This window comes from Aureitalea sp. L0-47, from assembly GCF_026126405.1.
Taxonomy (GTDB): Bacteria; Bacteroidota; Bacteroidia; order Flavobacteriales; family Flavobacteriaceae; genus Pukyongia.
On the sequence record NZ_JAFMTQ010000006.1, the window covers coordinates 54,767 to 73,997 of the forward strand.

A 19,231-nucleotide genomic window follows, 5' to 3' on the forward strand; every position below is an offset into this window, starting at 1 on the left:
GCACATGGCTAAAAGAAGAATTGAAAAAATTGCAGTAATCGGTTCCGGGATCATGGGAAGCGGTATCGCCTGTCACTTCGCTAATATCGGTGTGGAAGTCCTATTACTCGACATCGTCCCTCGCGAATTAAACGACAAAGAAAAAGCCAAAGGACTAAGCCTTGAGGATAAAGTGGTTCGCAACAGGCTGGTTAACGATGCCCTAACTGCGGCAATCAAAAGTAAACCAGCACCCCTATACCACAAAGACTTCGCCAAGCGAATCTCTACTGGAAACCTGGAGGATGATATAGCTAAGGTTAAGAATGTGGACTGGATCATCGAGGTGGTAGTAGAACGCCTTGACATCAAGCAACAGGTATTCGAAAATCTGGAGAAGCATCGTACTCCCGGCACTTTGATCACATCAAATACATCCGGTATACCTATAAAATTCATGAATGACGGGCGAAGCGAAGATTTCCGCCAGCATTTCTGCGGAACTCACTTCTTCAACCCTCCGCGTTACCTGAAATTATTCGAGATCATTCCGGGTCCGGACACCAAACAGGAAGTTCTTGATTTCCTGAATGGATACGGGGAACAGTTCCTGGGAAAGACTTCTGTGATAGCGAAGGACACACCTGCATTTATCGGTAACCGTATAGGTATCTTCGGAATTCAAAGTCTGTTTCACCAGGTTTCCGAAATGGGTCTTACCATAGAGGAAGTTGACAAGCTTACCGGTCCCGTGATAGGAAGACCAAAAAGTGCAACATTCAGAACTGTGGACGTAGTTGGACTGGATACCCTTGTTCACGTGGCAAATGGTATTTACGATAATTGCCCGGACGATGAGGAGCATGAATTATTTAGGCTACCTGCCTTCATCGACACCATGATGGAGAATAAATGGCTGGGAAGCAAGACCGGGCAAGGATTCTACAAAAAGATAAAGAAAGAAGACGGATCCAGTGAAATTCTTTCGTTGGACCTGGACAGCCTGGAATACCGAGCTAAGAAACGCGCCTCCTTCCCTACCCTGGAGATGACCAAGTCTATCGACAAGGTGATCGACAGGTTCAAAGTTCTTGTAGGCGGGAAAGACAAAGCCGGTGAATTCTATCGGAAGAATTTCGGTGCGATGTTCGCCTATGTTTCCAAGCGAATCCCGGAGATCACAGACGAACTCTACAAGATCGACGACGCTATGAAGGCTGGTTTCGGATGGGAGAACGGACCCTTCGAGATTTGGGATGCCGTTGGTCTTTCCGAAGGAATAGAACTAATTAAAGCAATTGGTAAGGAACCAGCAGCCTGGATAAAAGAGATGCAGGATGCAGGAATTGAGTCGTTCTATACCGTTGAGGATGGAGCCACTTATTTCTACGACATTCCGAAGAAAGCTCATGAAAAAGTTCCGGGTCAGGATGCCTTTATAATCCTTGACAACATTCGCAAGAGCAAAGAAGTGTTCAAAAACAGTGGTTGCGTTGTCGAAGACCTGGGTGACGGAATCCTGAATGTGGAATTCCAGAGTAAAATGAACTCCATTGGGGGTGATGTACTTGCCGGTGTGAATAAGGCAATTGATATAGCCGAAAAAGATTTCGACGGACTTGTGGTAGGAAACCAGGGAGCAAACTTCTCGGTGGGTGCCAATATCGGTATGATCTTTATGATGGCTGTAGAGCAGGAATACGACGAACTGAATATGGCGGTAAAATACTTCCAGGATACCTGCATGCGACTGCGCTATTCTTCCATACCAGTAGTGGTAGCGCCGCATGGAATGACCCTGGGAGGTGGTTGCGAAATGACCCTGCACGCAGATCGTGTAGTCGCAGCAGCTGAAACCTATATCGGGCTGGTGGAATTTGGTGTTGGAGTAATACCAGGTGGTGGCGGTAGTAAGGAGATGACGATGAGAGCCAGCGATACCTTCGCCAAGAATGACGTGGAACTAAACCGACTTCAGGAATACTTCCTCACTATTGGTATGGCCAAAGTGGCTACATCGGCTCACGAAGCCTACGATACCGGAATCCTTCAGAAAGGAAAAGATATTGTAGTAGTAAACAAAGACCGACAGATCGCCACAGCTAAGGCAGTTGCCCGCATGATGGCGGATCAGGGCTATACCAAACCTCTTCAGAGAAAGGACGTAAGAGTACTTGGAAAACAGGCACTGGGGATGTTCCTTGTAGGGACCGATTCCATGGAAGCGGGACACTTCATCAGTGAACACGATAAGAAGATCGCCAATAAACTGGCCTATGTGATGGCGGGTGGAGACTTAAGTGAGCCTAGTTATGTAAGTGAACAATACCTTCTAGATCTTGAAAGAGAAGCATTCATGAGTTTATGTACCGAAAGGAAAACACTTGAGCGACTTGAGCACATGATCAAGAAAGGAAAACCATTAAGGAATTAGATTTTAGATATTAGAATTTAGTAGTTAGTATGCATAAGGTAAAAGATTTAAAGATTTGGAGTAAATCCATGGCTTTGGCAAAATCAGTTTATTCTATTGCTGCTGAACTACCTACGGAAGAAAAATTCGGATTGGTTTCACAGTTGAAGAGATGTGCGATTTCAATTCCATCGAATATATCAGAAGGAGCCGGAAGAAATTCAAAGAAGGAGTTTCAACATTTTTTAAGCGTTGCGCATGGCTCCTCATATGAATTAGAAACTCAATTAATATTAGTAATAGAATTGCAACTAATTTCAGAAGATAAAATAAAACCAGTGTTGAATAAGGTTACGGAGATTCAGAAAATGAATTATGCCTTTCAAAAGTCGCTTACCGAATCTTAATACTAACATCTCAATACTTAATACTATAAAAATGAAAACAGCATATATAGTTAAAGCATACAGAACAGCGGTGGGTAAAGCTCCCAGGGGCCTTTTCAGGTTCAAGCGGCCGGATGAACTGGCAGCGGAGACCATCGAGCACATGATGAAGGAATTACCCGAGCTGGATAAAACCCGAATTGACGACGTGATCGTGGGAAATGCCATGCCGGAAGCAGAACAAGGATTGAATATGGCGCGTTTGATCTCCTTAATGGGACTGAAAATTGAAGACGTGCCCGGTGTAACCGTAAACCGTTACTGCGCATCCGGTATAGAAACTATCGCCATGGCAACAGCCAAGATCCAAAGCGGAATGGCCGATTGTATCATTGCAGGTGGAGCGGAGAGTATGAGCTACATCCCAATGGGTGGATATAAACCAACTCCCGATTACCAGATCGCTAAGGAAGGTAACGAAGATTATTACTGGGGAATGGGATTAACTGCCGAAGCCGTTGCCAACCAGTTCAACGTATCGCGTGAAGACCAGGACGAATTTGCTTACAATTCGCACCAAAAAGCCTTGAAAGCCCAGGCCGAGAATAGATTCGACAAGCAGATCGTACCCATAGAAGTAGAACACACTTTTGTGAATTCCGAAGGAAAGAAAGAAACTACTACCTATACCGTAGCCAAGGATGAGGGTCCGCGAGCCGACACCTCCAAGGAAGTACTTGGTAAACTTCGACCAGTTTTCGCAGCAAACGGTAGCGTAACTGCGGGAAATTCATCACAGATGAGCGACGGAGCTGCTTTTGTGCTGGTGATGAGTGAGGAGATGGTTAAGGAACTGAATCTTGAACCCATTGCGAGAATGGTGAATTTTGGAGTTGCTGGTGTTGAACCAAGGATCATGGGAATCGGGCCGGTTAAGGCCATCCCAAAGGCCCTGAAGCAGGCTGGAATGAAACAAGAGGACATCGATCTTATTGAATTGAACGAAGCATTTGCTTCTCAATCACTGGCCGTGATCCGTGAACTGAACCTAAACCAGGAGATCATAAATGTGAACGGAGGAGCCATCGCATTAGGTCATCCTTTGGGTTGTACCGGGGCAAAATTATCTGTCCAGTTATTTGACGAAATGCGGCAGCGAAACATGCAGGGTAAATACGGTATGGTAACCATGTGTGTTGGAACCGGACAAGGAGCCGCAGGAATCTATGAATTCCTTAACTAGATGTTGGACGTTAGATGTTAAACGTTAGATGTTAGATGTTAGTCGTTAGATGTTAGAACACTGAACACTGAACACTGAACACTGAACACTGAACACTGAACACTGAATACTGAATACTGAATACTGAATACTAAAAAAATAAATATGAGTACCACGGCAGAACTTAACAAAGACATACTCCGAGGAGGGCAATTCCTGGTGAAGGAGTCAAAATGTGAAGATATATTCACCCCCGAAGACTTTTCCGAAGAACAGAAGATGATGAAAGAATCGGTAATCGAATTTGTAGACCGGGAGATCTGGCCTCACAAAGAACGTTTCGAGAAAAAGGATTACGCCTTTACCGAAGAGATCATGCGAAAAGCAGGTGAACTCGGACTTCTTGGAATTGCAGTTCCGGAAGAATACGGCGGACTGGGTATGGGCTTTGTAACTACGATGCTCGTTTGTGATTACATTTCTGGAGCTACAGGTTCTATTGCAACTGCCTTTGGTGCACATACAGGGATTGGCACCATGCCGATCACCTTATACGGAACCGAAGAGCAAAAGCAAAAGTATGTCCCTAAACTTGCCACGGGAGAGTGGTTTGGTGCTTACTGTCTCACAGAGCCGGGCGCAGGAAGTGATGCTAACTCCGGAAAAACAAAAGCGGTTCTTTCGGAAGATGGTACACACTACAAGATCAGCGGACAAAAGATGTGGATCTCCAATGCGGGTTTCTGTAATTTGTTCATTGTATTCGCGCGTATTGAAGACGATAAGAACATTACAGGATTTATCGTTGAGAACGATCCATCCAATGGTATCACCATGGGCGAGGAAGAACAAAAACTAGGGATTCACGCCTCCTCTACCCGACAGGTTTTCTTTAACGAAACAGTAGTTCCTGTTGAAAATATGCTTTCAAAGCGCGGTGATGGATTTAAGATCGCGATGAACGCCCTCAATGTGGGTAGGATCAAATTGGCGGCTGCCTGCCTGGATGCACAACGCCGGGTGATCGATACGGCGGTGAAATATGCCAACGAACGTATTCAGTTTAAGACCCCTATCGCAAAGTTTGGCGCCATAAAAGCCAAGATCGCAAATATGGCAACATCTGCTTATGCAGGTGAAAGTGCCAGTTATCGGGCTGCAAAAAACATTGAGGATCGCATCGCTATACGTATGGCTGAAGGCAACACTCACCAGGAAGCTGAACTTAAGGGTGTAGAAGAATACGCCATCGAATGTTCTATTCTGAAAGTGGCCGTTTCCGAAGATATTCAGAATTGCAGTGACGAAGGTATTCAGATCTTTGGTGGTATGGGCTTTAGCGCCGATACCCCAATGGAAGCTGCCTGGAGAGATGCCAGAATTGCACGTATCTACGAAGGAACCAATGAGATCAACCGAATGCTTTCCGTTGGAATGCTGGTGAAGAAAGCAATGAAAGGCCATGTTGACCTTCTTGGTCCGGCCATGGCAGTAGTCGACGAACTTACGGGTATCCCTTCTTTCGATACTCCCGATTTCAGCGCAATCCTTTCCGAAGAAAAGGCGATGATCGCCAAACTGAAAAAAGTATTCCTGATGGTCGCAGGTGCAGCCGTTCAGAAATTCGGACCACAATTGGAAGAACATCAACAGCTTCTGATGGCTGCCGCTGACATCCTCATAGAGATCTATATGGCTGAGAGTACGGTACTTAGAGCTGAAAAAAATGCACTTAGATTTGGTGAAGACGCTCAAAAAGAGCAAATTGCAATGGCAAAGTTGTATCTTTATAATGCGGTAGACACTATCAATCAGAAAGCAAAGGAAGGAATTGTTTCTTTTGCCGAAGGTGATGAACAACGAATGATGCTGATGGGATTGAAGCGTTTTACCAAATATCATAACACGCCTAACGTTGTGGCTCTGCGGAATATGATCGCTGAAAAGGTGACGGCAGAGAACACTTATCCGTTTTAAAAAGCAGATGCTGCTCATAGCATTTGGTTAGTTAGTTGAAAAACCGCCAGTCGATCGCGACTGGCGGTTTTGTTTTAGATTCTTCGCTTCGCTCTGAATGACATTGAAACTCTGCGTATCTTTGGTAAAATTTCTGAAATGACCCGAATTGCTTTTATTTTGTTTCTAGTTGGAACTTTCTCTTTCGCTCAGCCTAATACCGAAGTTTACCTTATGGATCTCAACTTCGGAAATGATACATTCGAATTGAGCAATTTCAGGAATATCTCTAATGATGATGGGTATGATAGTCAGCCATCCTTCCAAAGCGACAACCTGCTGATCTTTGCAGGGAATAACGGGGGACAAACAGACATCGCCCAGTACAACATTCGTTTCGATAAGAAATTCTGGTATCATGAGGGTTCTGCTTCGAGTCAGTATTCACCTCAACGCATCCCGAACTCGGAAAATGTACTAAGCGTTCATCTGGACAGTACCGGGTATCAGCGACTCTTTCATCATCACATCACCCTTGGAGACTACAAGGAAGCCCATCCCGATCTCAGAGTAGCTTATTTCTCAATGTACAACGAAGACCTACTGCTAGGTTCTGTGCTGGGGGATGATGGACTCGACCTGGTTGTGGCCAACCTTGAAACCAAAGTCGTGGATACACTTGCATATAACGCCGGCCGGTCTTTCCATCGCGTACCCAATTCCGAGAGCATGAGTTACACCTATGTTAATGAAGAAGGGAATCACGATGTGTATCAACTGGATATGGGAAGTTTTGAAAGTTTCTTTGTTGTACAGTTGCCTATTGATGTGCAGGATCATGTTTGGTTGAACGACACTACTTGTCTTATAGGAAGCGGGACAAAATTGTTTATGTACGACCTGTTTGGCGAGGATCGCTGGATGGAAGTGGCGGATCTTTCAGAATTCAAGATTGACAATATTACACGCATGGCTTTAAGTCCGGACGGTACCAAACTGGCGATAGTAGCTGTGCCCACGACTACTTCGGAAAAGTAAAAAGCCAACTTGAACGGAATTAGCATTTCATTCTGAATACGACTTATAACTTTTCGTTATTTTCGTACAAACTACGATTAGATGAGAATAATTACCTGCCTGATACTTCTATTCAGTGCTACCTTAAGCACTGCTCAAACCGATCCCAAACTATACGATATCATAGATGCGGTTTCGGCTGAAAGACTGGAACAAGACGTCACAACGCTTGCGGGTTTCGGTACCCGACATACATTAAGCGATACAGTTTCAAACACGCGAGGAATAGGCGCTGCCCGCCGATGGATAAAGTCGGAATTCAACAATATATCCAACGACTGCGGAGGATGTCTTGATGTTTTTTATCAGAAGGACCTGGTAAAAAAAGGTGAGAACAACCGTATTGTAAAAGATGTCTGGGTAGTTAATGTCGCTGCCGTTCAGAAAGGAACAAAATATCCCAATCGGTATATCATCATGAGTGGAGATATCGATTCCAGAGTGAGTAGTCCTACTGATTATACTTCGGATTCACCAGGGGCCAACGACAATGCCACGGGTATGGCCGGAGCTATTGAGGCAGCAAGGGTTTTATCGAAGTATAAATTTGAAAGTAGTATCGTTTACCTGGGGTTGAGTGGCGAGGAACAGGGCCTTTTTGGCGGAAAGGGATTTGCGAACTACGCCAAAGAGAACGGTTGGGAGATCATAGGGGTATTGAACAACGACATGATCGGCAATATCAAAGGAGTTGACGGCGTTGTTAGCAATGTTGATTTCAGGATCTTTTCAGAACCCGTTCCACCCACAGAAACCGAGCGCCAGCGAAACCGCAGAAGATTCTACGGTGGAGAAGTGGATGGGATCTCTCGTCAATTGGCACGTTACGTCTACAAAACCACTAAAACCTATATGCCTGAAATGAATCCGATGTTGATCTATAGACTCGATAGGTTTGGCCGCGGTGGGCATCATCGCCCTTTCAACGATGCGGGATTTGCTGGTATCCGAATCATGGAGGCCCATGAGAATTACACCCAGCAGCACCAGGACATCCGCATGGAAGATGGTATTGAGTACGGAGACAAGCTTAAATTCGTCAACTTTGACTACGCAAAAAAACTAACGGCCGTGAACGCCATCACCATGGCCCGCCTGGCTTCCGCTCCACCTCCACCGGAAGATGTAGCTATAGGAGGCATAGTGGAACCTTCGGCTAAATTCAAATGGAAAAAAGTGGATGGCGCCGTGGGTTACAAGATCTACTGGCGTGACACTACCTCGCCTACCTGGGATCACAGCCGCTATGTTGGCGATGTTTCCGAGTACACCCTGGAAGGCATTGTTATTGATAACTATTTCTTCGGAATTGCTTCGGTAGGTGAAGACGGACACGAAAGCGTGGTAGTATTCCCATCCGGAATCTTCCGCAATTAATAAAACCTAAACATGAAATACAGAATTGTCATACTGCTGTTTCTCGTGACAGTCATGGGATATTCCCAATCGTTCAGTAAACAGGACAGCCTCTTCGGAAGCATTACTCCTGAACGTGGCTGGTGGGACTTGAAACACTACGAGCTTGAAGTGAGTGTTTTTCCGAAAGAAAGAGAAATTACCGGAACCAATACAATCACCTACACCGTTCTCGATCCAGGCAAGGTGATGCAATTGGATCTTCAGAAGCCCATGAAACTTTTGAATGCCACGCAGGATGGAGAACCGTTGGATATTCGTTCCGAAGGAATGTTTCATTTCATCACCCTGAAAAAGAAACAGAAGAAAGGAAAGACCTACTCCCTATCTGTGCAGTTTTCCGGAAAGCCTCGCGTAGCAAAGAATCCACCCTGGGACGGAGGATTTACCTGGTCCCGGGATTCCAGTGACCAACATTTCATAGCAACTTCCAACCAGGGAATTGGCGCCAGTATCTGGTGGCCTAACAAGGACCATCCTTACGATGAGCCCGATAATGGAGTGGATCTGGCGATCACGGTTCCTTCGGAACTATCGGCAGTGGGCAACGGCCGATTGGTGGAAATAGTCGATAATGAAGATACCAGGACCTGGAAATGGAAAGTAGTTAACCCAATTAATAATTATGGGGTAAATGTGAATATCGCAGACTACGTTCGTTTTTCAGAAAAATTCAAGGGGGAAAAAGGTGAACTGGATCTCGACTACTGGGTATTACGCGAAAGCGAGGAAAAGGCCAACAGGCAATTCTCCCAGGTCAGTATGACCATTGAGGCCTTTGAACACTGGTTTGGCCCCTACCCTTTTTACGAAGACAGCTTTAAACTGGTGGAAGTACCCTATCTGGGTATGGAACACCAGAGTAGTGTTACCTATGGAAATCGATACAGTAACGGCTACCTCGGTATGGATCTCAGTGGTACAGGCTGGGGGATGAAATTCGATTTTATCATTATACACGAATCGGGGCACGAATGGTTTGCTAATAACATCACCAACGACGATGTGTCTGACATTTGGATCCACGAAGGTTTCACGGCCTATTCGGAGAATTTGTATCTCGATTATCACTTCGGAAAAGAGGCCTCTTCCGCCTATGTAGTAGGAACGAGAAAAAGTATTTCAAACGATCGACCCATTATTGGTATACGTGGTGTTCGGAAACGTGGTAGCGGGGATATGTATTATAAAGGTGCGAACATACTGCACACGCTAAGGCAATTGCTGGAAGATGATGAAAAATGGCGAGAGATTCTCCGTGGACTGAACAGTGAATTCAGGCATCAAACTGTGAGCAGTAAACAAGTGGAGGATTATATTAGCGAGATGTCGGGCATCGATCTCACAGAGTTCTGGCAGCAGTACTTGCGCACTGTGAAAATTCCGAAGGTGGAATTCAAGATCGTTAATAACGAACTTTCGTTTAGATATACCGATATCATCGAGGAGTTCGATATGCCCGTGATCGCTATTGTAAATGGCAAAGAACATTGGCTCTTTCCAAAGGACGACTGGAAAGCGGAAGAATTCGACGAAGACATTCGAACTTTTAAGATCAAAAGAGATTTTTACGTAAATTCAGAAGAAATAAAAGAGTAATTCATGGACGAGCGCCCCGAGCTATATTTCCCAAGGGATGTAGAGTGGCGGGAATGGCTGGAGGAAAATTATGCCAGCTATCCGCAGGGGGTTCATCTTGTCTTCTACAAACTCGAAAACGGAGTTCCTACCATGCGCTGGGAGGAAGCGGTTAAAGTTGCTATCTGCTTCGGATGGATCGACAGTACAGTGAAAAGTTTGGGTAACGGTAAGCGCCGACAGTATTTTTGTCCCAGGAATCCCAGGAGCACATGGAGTAAACTAAATAAGCAATATGTTGAAGAGTTGGATGCGGCGGGATTGATTCACTCAAGCGGACGTACCATGATCGAACTAGCCAAAGAAACCGGAACCTGGACGGCCAAGGATGACGTAGAGAATCTCGTCATCCCTGAAGAACTTCAAAAAGCCTTCGACGATAACCCGTTAGCGTTCGAAAACTACACCAATTTCGCCCGGGGTTATAGGAAAAGTTACTTATCCTGGTTACACAATGCAAAGCGCCCTGAAACACGGTCGAAACGTGTAAAGGAGATCATCGAGCTATGTGAGAAAAATCTGAAGCAACGAATGTAGCGTTGTAACATTTTAAAAAAAATAGCTACAGATATTCCAAATTCTCACTCATGAAACAGTTGAAATATTCTTTACTACTTATTGGACTAGCAGGCATAGTGGCCGGAGGAGTTGGTTTTTTCACTAATCCGGACATTACGATCAATCTAATGAGTATCACCTGTGGATCATGTTTGATCTATGGATACTACGACCTTGATAAAAAAGCTAAATCGGAGCTAAAAGAATAATCGAAATTCAGTTGATTCCCGATTTCGGTCAAAATGCGTACCTTGGGATTTGATAAAATTTCAACTATGCATACTCGATTCCTAGCGCTCGCTTTAGCGTTATTCATCTTCACTCCCCAATACGCTCAGAAAAAAAAGAAAAAAGATAAGGACAAAGAATCTACCACCTGGAATGTAGCCAGTCCGGGGGACGATTTCAATTACAAAACGCACAAATTCACGACTGACGAAGGTACCTGGATGAACCTGGACGTAAGCCCGGATGGTCAAACCATTGTCTTCGATCTACTGGGAGACATTTACACTATGCCGATAGGTGGTGGTAAAGCAAAAGCGCTCCAAACCGGAATCCCATACCAATTGCAACCGCGTTTTAGTCCGGACGGCACAAAGATCTCTTTCACCAGTGACGCAGGTGGAGGTGACAATATCTGGTTGATGAATGCCGATGGTAGCGATGCTAAACAGGTGACAGAAGAGAAATTCCGACTACTGAATAACGCCTGCTGGTCTGCAGACGGCAATTATCTTATCGCAAGAAAACACTTTACTTCTGAGCGCAGCGCGGGTGCCGGTGAGATTTGGCAATACCACGTATCGGGTGGAAAGGGCCTGCAACTCACCAAACGCAAGAACGATCAACAGGACGTAAATGAACCGTTTACCTCCAGCGACGGAAAGTACCTCTACTATGCAGAAGACATGTATCCGGGTGGTTTTTTCCAATACAACAAAGATCCAAACGACCAGATCTACGCCATTAAGCGCTATGAATTTGAAACCGGCAAAACCGTTCAGATCACAGGAGGACCAGGAGGTGCTGCGCGGCCAACTGTTTCGAGAGATGGAAAGCTACTTGCCTTTGTTAAGAGGGTAAGAGAAAAATCTGTGCTTTTCATCCACAACCTGGAAACCGAAGAGGAGTGGCCGGTCTATGATAAATTAAACAAGGATCAGCAGGAAGCATGGGCTTTGTTTGGTGTATATCCGAATTTCAACTGGATGCCGAACAACGAAGAAATTGTGTTATGGAGTGGTGGAAAGATCAATCGGATCAACATTAAAACATTAGAAATTAAGAATATACCGTTTGAGGTAGATGTCGCCATAGACCTCGCTGAAACCGTTCATTTTAAGAGTAAAATAGAGAATGACAACTTCACGGTGAAGGTCATTCGAAACGCTGTAACTTCTCCCGACGGACGATTTTTAATATTCAATGCTTTAGGCTATATTTGGTCCAAGGAATTGCCAAATGGCACTCCAAAGAGATTAACAACCGGCACCGATTTCGAGTTTGAACCAGTCATCTCCCCAGATGGAAGCAGTATTGTTTACGTCAGCTGGAACGACCTTGAGAAAGGTGCCATTTTTAAATTACCCCTCAGCGGCGGGACGCCTGTAAAACTTACTTCTGAAAAGGCCATTTACCGCACCCCCTCCTTCTCACCGGATGGAAATCACATTGTATTCAGAAAAGAAAACGGAAATACCGATCAGGGATTCAGTTATACCAAAGATCCGGGAATCTTTATCATGAAAGCCAATGGTGCAGATGTTAAGAAGGTGATCAATAAGGGTGAATACCCGATGTTCAGCGCAGATGGAAAGCGAATCTACCTTCAAACCGGAGGCACTTACTTCGGTAATCTCACCAAGAAACTAATTAGTGTAAACCTCGATGGAAAAGACGAAAGAGAACATGTATCATCTAAATATGCCAATCGGATCGTTCCAAGCCCCGACAATAAATGGGTAGCCTTTTCGAATTTACACAAGGTATACATCGCTGCGCTTCCAAACCATGGAAAGTCACTAACGCTCGATCCAAAAACCAATTCGGTACCAGTGCAACAGATCGCAAGAGATGCGGGAATCAATATTCACTGGTCTAAAGACAGCAAGAAGGTGATGTGGACCCTGGGTGATGAATATTTCAGCAACAAACTCAATGAAAAATTCGTGTTCCTTCCCGGAGCAGGTGAAGAACCGGCTAAAATGCCTGAGTCTGGAATAAAGATCGGACTCTCCGCTCCCGTTGATAAACCTTCAGGAAAGATCGCCTTTACAAATGCACGGCTCATTACAATGGAAAAGGATGTGGTGATGCCTAATGCAACCTTGGTTGTAGAAAACAATAAGATCGTTGCCATGGGACAGATGATCCCCATTCCGGGTGATGCCAAGGTGATCGATCTAAGCGGTAAAACCATTATGCCCGGGCTAGTAGATGCCCATGCACATGTTGGTGCATTTCGGTATGGTCTTACACCTCAGCAATATTGGCCATTTATGGCGAACCTGGCATTTGGTGTAACCACAGCGCATGACCCTTCGGCGAACACGGAAACAGTTTTTACCCTTTCAGAAATGCAAAAAAGTGGTGTTCTGGTCGGGCCTCGAATTTATTCGACCGGTATCATTCTGTATGGTGCCGATGGGGATTTTAAAGCAGTGATCGACAACCTGGACGATGCACGAAGCAGTATCCGAAGGACGAAGGCATTCGGTGCTAAGAGTGTAAAAAGTTATAACCAACCACGCCGTGAGCAGCGTCAGCAAGTTCTAAAGGCCGCACGCGAAATGGGGATCAATGTGGTACCCGAAGGTGGTTCGCACTTCCTGCACAACCTGACTATGGTGATCGACGGACACACGGGCGTAGAGCACAATATCCCGGTAGCGCCGGTTTACAAAGACGTACTTGAGGTTTGGGGGAAAAGCGGAACTGGCTACACACCTACCCTGATCGTAAATTACGGCGGATTGAATGGTGAGTATTATTACTATGAAAGAGACGACGTGTGGGCCAATGAAAGACTTCAGAAGTTCATGCCTCGAAGAATATTGGACAGTCGTTCAAGGCATCGCACTAAAGTTCCAATGGAAGAATATGAGAATGGCCACATACTTGTATCTAAAACTGCCAAACAACTTACAGATTCAGGCGTAAAAGTAAATATGGGTGCTCACGGACAATTACAAGGTTTGGGTGCCCACTGGGAAACCTGGATGCTGGCAGCGGGCGGGATGACCAATATGGAAGCCCTGAAAGCAGCTACCATCAATTCGGCTGAATATATTGGTGCCGGTGATGACATCGGATCGCTGAAAGTTGGGAAAATGGCCGATCTGATCGTATTATCTGAAAATCCATTGGATGATATTGAAAATACCCAAACCGTGGAGATGGTGATGGTGAATGGCCGGCTGTACGATGCTGAAACCATGAACGAAATTGGCACCCGAATTAAAGAACGTGCCCCTTTCTGGTGGGAACAAAGCAAATACAACCAGGCATTTCCATGGCATGAAACCACGCACAGTTTCCTCGACGGTGGATGTGGTTGTATGACCAGACATTGATTTATAACATGCGCGCTCGAGCTTACTGGCGATTCTATAGAGAGCTGCTCCCCGTGATAGCTGGGTTTACAATGATCAACATTGCCCTATTTGGATTAATGTGGTCCTACGTACTTTGCGTTACCCTGGGAACACTGCTGGGCTATTTGGGATTTGTCTATTTCAAATCGGATCAATTTTATTTCTACCATAACCTGGGACTCACAAAATGGCGTTTGTTCGAAATGTCCTTTACGATCAACGGAATCGTAGCCCTGGTGGTACTCTCTTGTCTCAAACTTCTATCCTCTTTATTATTTGTCAACATTTAAACTACATAATGCATCTAAGAAATTTGGAGGAAGAACTATCATTAATGATGTTTCCTTCGAGTTGAATACCGGGGACATAGTTGGGTTATTTGGAAGAAATGGATCTGGGAAATCCACTTTGCTGAAAATGATGTATGGCACGCTGAGAAGTGGAAAGGTTGAGATGTCTTTTAATGCTGAACCAATATCTCCTTCGGAAATCATCCCGAGAAAGATCATCGGATATGTGCCCCAATCATCGTTTCTACCAAAAAATGTGCGGGTAAGAGATATTATTCCCGTGTATTTTCCGAAGGGAGAAGACCAGGACAAAGTGTTTTACGATGCTGTAATCACTACCATCGCAAACAAGAAAATAGGCGAGCTATCCCACGGCCAACGAAAATACTTTGAGGTTGTACTCACTGCCTTGTTACCCCATCCATTCGTGTTTTTAGACGAACCCTTTTCTATGTTAGAACCACTACATAAAAATGAATTGAAAGAGTTCTTCCGGAAGCTAGCTGTGCGAAAGGGTATTTTAATGACGGATCATTACTACGAAGATGTCCTTGACTGTGCAACCAGTAGTCTTGTGATCAAGGACGGGGTTTCTTACCCTGCGGACTCGAAGGAAGATTTAAAAGAATTTGAATATATTTCAAAAAACAGATAGATGTACCTGGCCGAGTTGCACATAGCAGAAGCCTTAGCTTTTAAAAGTCAATTTTAACCCACAATTTTTCCATTTCAACGAAAAGCGTTTAAGAAAGCATTTAAATAATCGTTTCTTAAAGCATAATGGCTCAAAATTTGTAACTTTATAAGCAGTAACACTAAATTCAAATTAGCATGGTAAAAGCAAAGTATCAGAGCGTTCTCGATTTAGGAGAACAATTAAATATTCAAGATGGCGATGTACAGATCGTTGGTAACAAACTGGAAGTTCGCGGGACAGCGGCAAACCAATACCACAAGGACCTCATTTGGGATGAGATCAAAAAAGTAGGTGGTGAAAACCCAGCCGATATAATGGCTGATATCAAGGTAGCCGACACTTCAGTGTATGCACAACATACCGTTGAAAGTGGAGAATCGCTTAGTAAGATCGCCAAGCATTACTATGGTGACCCAATGAAGTACACAGCAATCTTTAACGCAAACAGAAACATTCTGGACAATCCGGATCTAATCCACCCCGGACAGGATTTGGTGATTCCAAATCTATAGGTATAACAGAAAGTCTTACTTTTAACTGCCCTGCTTTTTAGTTGGGCAGTTTTTTTATGTCTGAATTCTTCTCAGAAATATCGCTTTTCTACCTTCCCTTACTATTCGTTCTGGGAGCAGCAACCTTCACCCTTTCAACCATTAGTGGCGGTGGCGGTGCCATGATGCAGATCCCAATTCTGAATTTCCTTATCGGCACCTCCCAAACAGCCCCTGTTATCAACCTGGGGGCACTCATCAGTCGTCCATCCAGGATCATCATTTTCTGGAAACACATTGAATGGAAGGTTTTCTGGTATTTTGTTCCGGCAGCCGTGGCTGCTGCTATCCTGGCCGGTTATTTGTTTGCCAGCGTCAAGATACTTTGGATACAGATCATAGTTGGTTTATTCCTGGTGAGTACAGTTTTTCAGTACAAATTTGGAAAGCAGGCGAGGTCATTTCCCGTAAAACTCTGGTATTTTACACCACTGGGATTCTTTATAGGGATCGTAGGAACCTTTACCGGTGGGATGGGGCCTATCTTAAATCCATTTTTCCTCAATGCGGGAATCACAAAAGAAGAACTAGTTGGAACCAAAGCAGCGCAGTCGCTTTTCCTTGGCATGGCCCAGGTAGGTAGTTACAGCTTCTTCGGTTTACTGAATAGAGAGTTATGGATCTACGGAATAGCGCTGGGACTGGGCGCTACCCTTGGAAATTTCATCGGCAAGAAAATTCTATCACGAATGAGTAAGCTGAGCTTCAGACGCTGGGTATTAGTCATCATGGTTGTAAGCGGAATCGTCCTGATCGTGAAGGCTTCTGCAGATCTCTTATAGACCACTAATATAACCTCCATACACATCCTTGAAGCGCATCCCATCACTTAAATTGTACTTGCTGAGTTTACGGTATTCAACCAGGGCCCAGAGTACGAATTCTTTTACAAAGGGCACATCCTTCGGATCGAGATCAGGCATATATTCTTCTAGAAGGTCATTCAATGGCGTGATCCGGTTTAATTGTTCTGAATATTCAGAATTACTTAGTGTGTCTAATAACTCGAATCCACTTTGCTCGAAGAACCAGGCAACGATATCCGTGTATGGATCGGCTTCGGATTCTTTCTGAAGTTTTTCGATCTTCGGAAAGAATTCATCGAACTGCGACTTCACCGCATCGGCAATCAATTGCTGTGCCACCTGTGCTGCTCCCTCCTGCTCTCCTTCGTACACCAATTCCACTTTTCCGGTTATGGAAGGAATGATACCCATAAAATCACCCAGTCGGATGGTTGTCTCCGATTCCCCGTTGTGAAGCGCCCGGCGTTCAGCGGTGCTCAAAAGGTTTTCGAAGGCAGTAATACTCATACGCGCACTTACTCCACTCTTTTCGTCAATGAATTCACTTTTTCGTGCCTGGAAACTGATCTCCTCAAGGATATCCTTCGCCAGTTCTGGAACATAAACATGGTGCTTCTCGGCCATGGCCTCGGCAGCTTCCTGTTCAGTAATGATCCTGGCGGTTTCAATGTCTTCGGGATAGTGAGTAAGGATCTGTGACCCAATACGGTCTTTTAAAGGTGTGACAATACTTCCCCGGTTTGTATAATCCTCCGGGTTGGCGGTAAACACAAACTGAATATCCAATGGTAAGCGTAGCTTGAATCCACGAATCTGCACATCTCCCTCCTGAAGGATATTAAACAATGCCACTTGAATCCTGGCCTGCAGATCAGGCAATTCATTGATAACAAAGATGCTGCGATTCGCCCTTGGGATCATCCCGTAATGAATCACCCTGTCGTCTGCATAGGTGAGTTTCAGGTGTGCGGCTTTGATTGGATCCACATCACCGATTAGGTCTGCCACGGTTACATCCGGAGTAGCAAGCTTCTCCGAAAAGCGATCGTCGCGATGCAGCCATGTGATGGGTGTTTCGTCTCCTCTTTCAGCAATAAGTTCCGCAGCAAAACGAGAAATAGGCTTAAACGGATCGTCATTGATCTCACTTCCTGCTACTACAGGTATGTATTCGTCCAACAGCGAAACCATTTGCCTGGCTAAACGTGTTTTCGCCTGTCCGCGCAATCCTAATAAATTGATGTTGTGCCTGGAAAGTATGGCCCGTTCCAACTCGGGGATCACGGTATACTCATAACCGTGAATACCTTCGAAAGTAGTTTCCTTCTTCATCAATTTCTGAAGCAGGTTTCGGCGCAATTCGTCTTTAACTGTTTTATATTCGTATCCGGCTGCTTTAAGCTGGCCTAATGTTTTTATGTTTTCTATATCCATTTTGACTTATCTGATTTTCTTTCTGCGGTTTGTTTCGTAATCGGTAAAGATCATTTCTCCCAGTCCCTGAAGGCCGGTGTAAAATGCTTTCCCTTGGTTTGCTTCTGTAAAGTGATCCACGAATTGCATCAGGTAGGGGTCCTGTGCGATCATAAAGGTTGTGATAGGAATGTGTAATTTCCGGGCTTGCCTGGCCATCATATAACACTTGTTCACAATATGTGGATCCAGACCCACACTATTCTTATAGTACTCACCATTCGGCAACTGTAAGCAGCTTGGTTTTCCATCGGTGATCATAAAGATCTGCTTGTTTGTATTTCGCTTCCTGCGCAGCATATCCATAGCGAGCTGGAGTCCGGCAACGGTATTGGTATGATAGGGCCCCACATTGAGATACGGAAGGTCCTTGATCTTTATTGGCCAGGCATCGTTTCCAAATACCAATATGTCTAAGGTATCTTTAGGGTAGCGTGTAGTGATCAATTCTGAAAGAGCCATAGCAACTTTTTTAGCAGGTGTGATCCTGTCTTCTCCATAGAGGATCATACTATGACTTATGTCGATCATGAGCACAGTGCTCATCTGAGCCTTGAACATAGTCTCCTCCACTACCAGGTCGTTCTCCGTGATATGGAAATCACCTAATCCATGGTTCACCTGCGCATTTTTGATGCTTTCGGTCATAGAGATACGATCCAGGGAATCACCAAATTGATACTTTCTGAATTCCCCCGATTTCTCGTCTCCCCTTCCTGTTTTCTTGGTTTTGTGATTTCCCGCACCGCTGCGCCGCAGTTTTCCGAAAATTTGCTCGAGTGCCCTTTTGCGAAGGGCTTGTTCCATCTTTTCGGTAATCTTCGACTTTCCTTTACCTTCACCTTTTCCACTGCCATCAGGCACTATTTCTTCACGGATATATCCTTTCTTTTTAAGGTCCTCGATGAAATCTTCTATGGTATAATCCGGTGTGGTGATCTCGTATTCTTCATCCAATTGTCGTAACCAGTCAATCGCCTCATCAAAGTCACCCGAAGTATGGGTGATGAGTTCCTGGAAAATTTCGAAAAGTCGCTCGAAAGTAGATTGTTCCTTCGGTTCGTGTTTTGTAAAAACAAACCCTGAAGGACGGTCTTTCTTTTTCATAGCATAAAGATACTCAATTCCGAAGATAAAAAACCTTGGTATTAACAGGCTTTTAAGAGTTGAACG

General features: G+C 44.8%; 16 protein-coding genes. 14 read left to right on the top strand and 2 right to left on the bottom strand.

Annotation, left to right across the window (positions count from 1 at the left end; all coding sequences use genetic code 11):
* The first annotated feature begins 4 nt into the window (after window positions 1-4).
* The 14 genes from J1N09_RS07820 (at window position 5) to J1N09_RS07885 (ending at window position 16,561) form a co-directional block, all read left to right on the top strand.
* A complete protein-coding gene (locus J1N09_RS07820; RefSeq protein ID WP_265199508.1) occupies window positions 5-2,413 on the top strand; it encodes a 3-hydroxyacyl-CoA dehydrogenase/enoyl-CoA hydratase family protein in 2,409 nt (802 codons plus the stop codon).
* 29 nt (window positions 2,414-2,442) lie between these two features.
* On the top strand, window positions 2,443-2,799 hold the full coding sequence (locus J1N09_RS07825; RefSeq protein WP_265199509.1) for a four helix bundle protein: 357 nt from the start codon (window positions 2,443-2,445) through the stop codon (window positions 2,797-2,799).
* A gap of 31 nt (window positions 2,800-2,830) precedes the next feature.
* Window positions 2,831-4,021, top strand: a complete 1,191-nt coding sequence (locus J1N09_RS07830) for an acetyl-CoA C-acyltransferase (RefSeq protein ID WP_265199512.1) — start codon at window positions 2,831-2,833, stop codon at window positions 4,019-4,021.
* Window positions 4,022-4,165: 144 nt separating this feature from the next.
* The gene (locus J1N09_RS07835; protein ID WP_265199513.1) at window positions 4,166-5,977 is read left to right on the top strand and encodes an acyl-CoA dehydrogenase family protein; all 1,812 of its coding nucleotides are present in this window, start codon (window positions 4,166-4,168) and stop codon (window positions 5,975-5,977) included.
* Between the two features lie 138 nt (window positions 5,978-6,115).
* Window positions 6,116-6,994 (top strand): hypothetical protein, encoded by an 879-nt coding sequence (locus J1N09_RS07840; RefSeq protein WP_265199515.1) that lies wholly within the window; start codon window positions 6,116-6,118, stop codon window positions 6,992-6,994.
* 81 nt (window positions 6,995-7,075) lie between these two features.
* On the top strand, window positions 7,076-8,410 hold the full coding sequence (locus J1N09_RS07845; RefSeq protein WP_265199518.1) for a M28 family peptidase: 1,335 nt from the start codon (window positions 7,076-7,078) through the stop codon (window positions 8,408-8,410).
* A 12-nt stretch (window positions 8,411-8,422) separates the two neighbouring features.
* Entirely contained in the window at window positions 8,423-10,048 is a 1,626-nt protein-coding gene (locus tag J1N09_RS07850) for a M1 family metallopeptidase (RefSeq protein ID WP_265199519.1), read from the top strand.
* Between the two features lie 3 nt (window positions 10,049-10,051).
* On the top strand, window positions 10,052-10,624 hold the full coding sequence (locus J1N09_RS07855; protein WP_265199521.1) for a YdeI/OmpD-associated family protein: 573 nt from the start codon (window positions 10,052-10,054) through the stop codon (window positions 10,622-10,624).
* Between the two features lie 50 nt (window positions 10,625-10,674).
* Window positions 10,675-10,854 (top strand): hypothetical protein, encoded by a 180-nt coding sequence (locus J1N09_RS07860; RefSeq protein WP_265199522.1) that lies wholly within the window; start codon window positions 10,675-10,677, stop codon window positions 10,852-10,854.
* A gap of 66 nt (window positions 10,855-10,920) precedes the next feature.
* Window positions 10,921-14,220, top strand: coding sequence for an amidohydrolase family protein (locus J1N09_RS07865; protein WP_265199523.1), 3,300 nt, complete (start codon window positions 10,921-10,923; stop codon window positions 14,218-14,220).
* 8 nt (window positions 14,221-14,228) lie between these two features.
* Window positions 14,229-14,531: a hypothetical protein gene (locus J1N09_RS07870; protein WP_265199525.1), complete on the top strand. Its 303-nt coding sequence runs from the start codon at window positions 14,229-14,231 to the stop codon at window positions 14,529-14,531.
* Window positions 14,518-15,186, top strand: a complete 669-nt coding sequence (locus J1N09_RS07875) for an ABC transporter ATP-binding protein (protein WP_265199527.1) — start codon at window positions 14,518-14,520, stop codon at window positions 15,184-15,186. Before J1N09_RS07870 ends, J1N09_RS07875 begins: the two co-directional genes overlap by 14 nt.
* A 176-nt stretch (window positions 15,187-15,362) precedes the next feature.
* Window positions 15,363-15,740, top strand: a complete 378-nt coding sequence (locus J1N09_RS07880; RefSeq protein ID WP_265199528.1) for a LysM peptidoglycan-binding domain-containing protein — start codon at window positions 15,363-15,365, stop codon at window positions 15,738-15,740.
* A 56-nt stretch (window positions 15,741-15,796) separates the two neighbouring features.
* Window positions 15,797-16,561 carry a sulfite exporter TauE/SafE family protein gene (locus tag J1N09_RS07885; RefSeq protein WP_265199529.1) on the top strand — a complete coding sequence of 255 codons (765 nt, stop codon included), beginning with the start codon at window positions 15,797-15,799 and terminating at the stop codon, window positions 16,559-16,561.
* Here the strand turns inward: J1N09_RS07885 and J1N09_RS07890 are convergent.
* Window positions 16,556-18,019, bottom strand: coding sequence for a sigma 54-interacting transcriptional regulator (locus J1N09_RS07890; protein ID WP_265199530.1), 1,464 nt, complete (start codon window positions 18,017-18,019; stop codon window positions 16,556-16,558). The genes J1N09_RS07885 and J1N09_RS07890 overlap by 6 nt on opposite strands.
* Window positions 18,020-18,025: 6 nt before the next feature.
* Complete coding sequence (locus tag J1N09_RS07895) at window positions 18,026-19,165, bottom strand: vWA domain-containing protein (protein WP_265199532.1); 1,140 nt, start codon at window positions 19,163-19,165, stop codon at window positions 18,026-18,028.
* Window positions 19,166-19,231 lie beyond the last annotated feature (66 nt).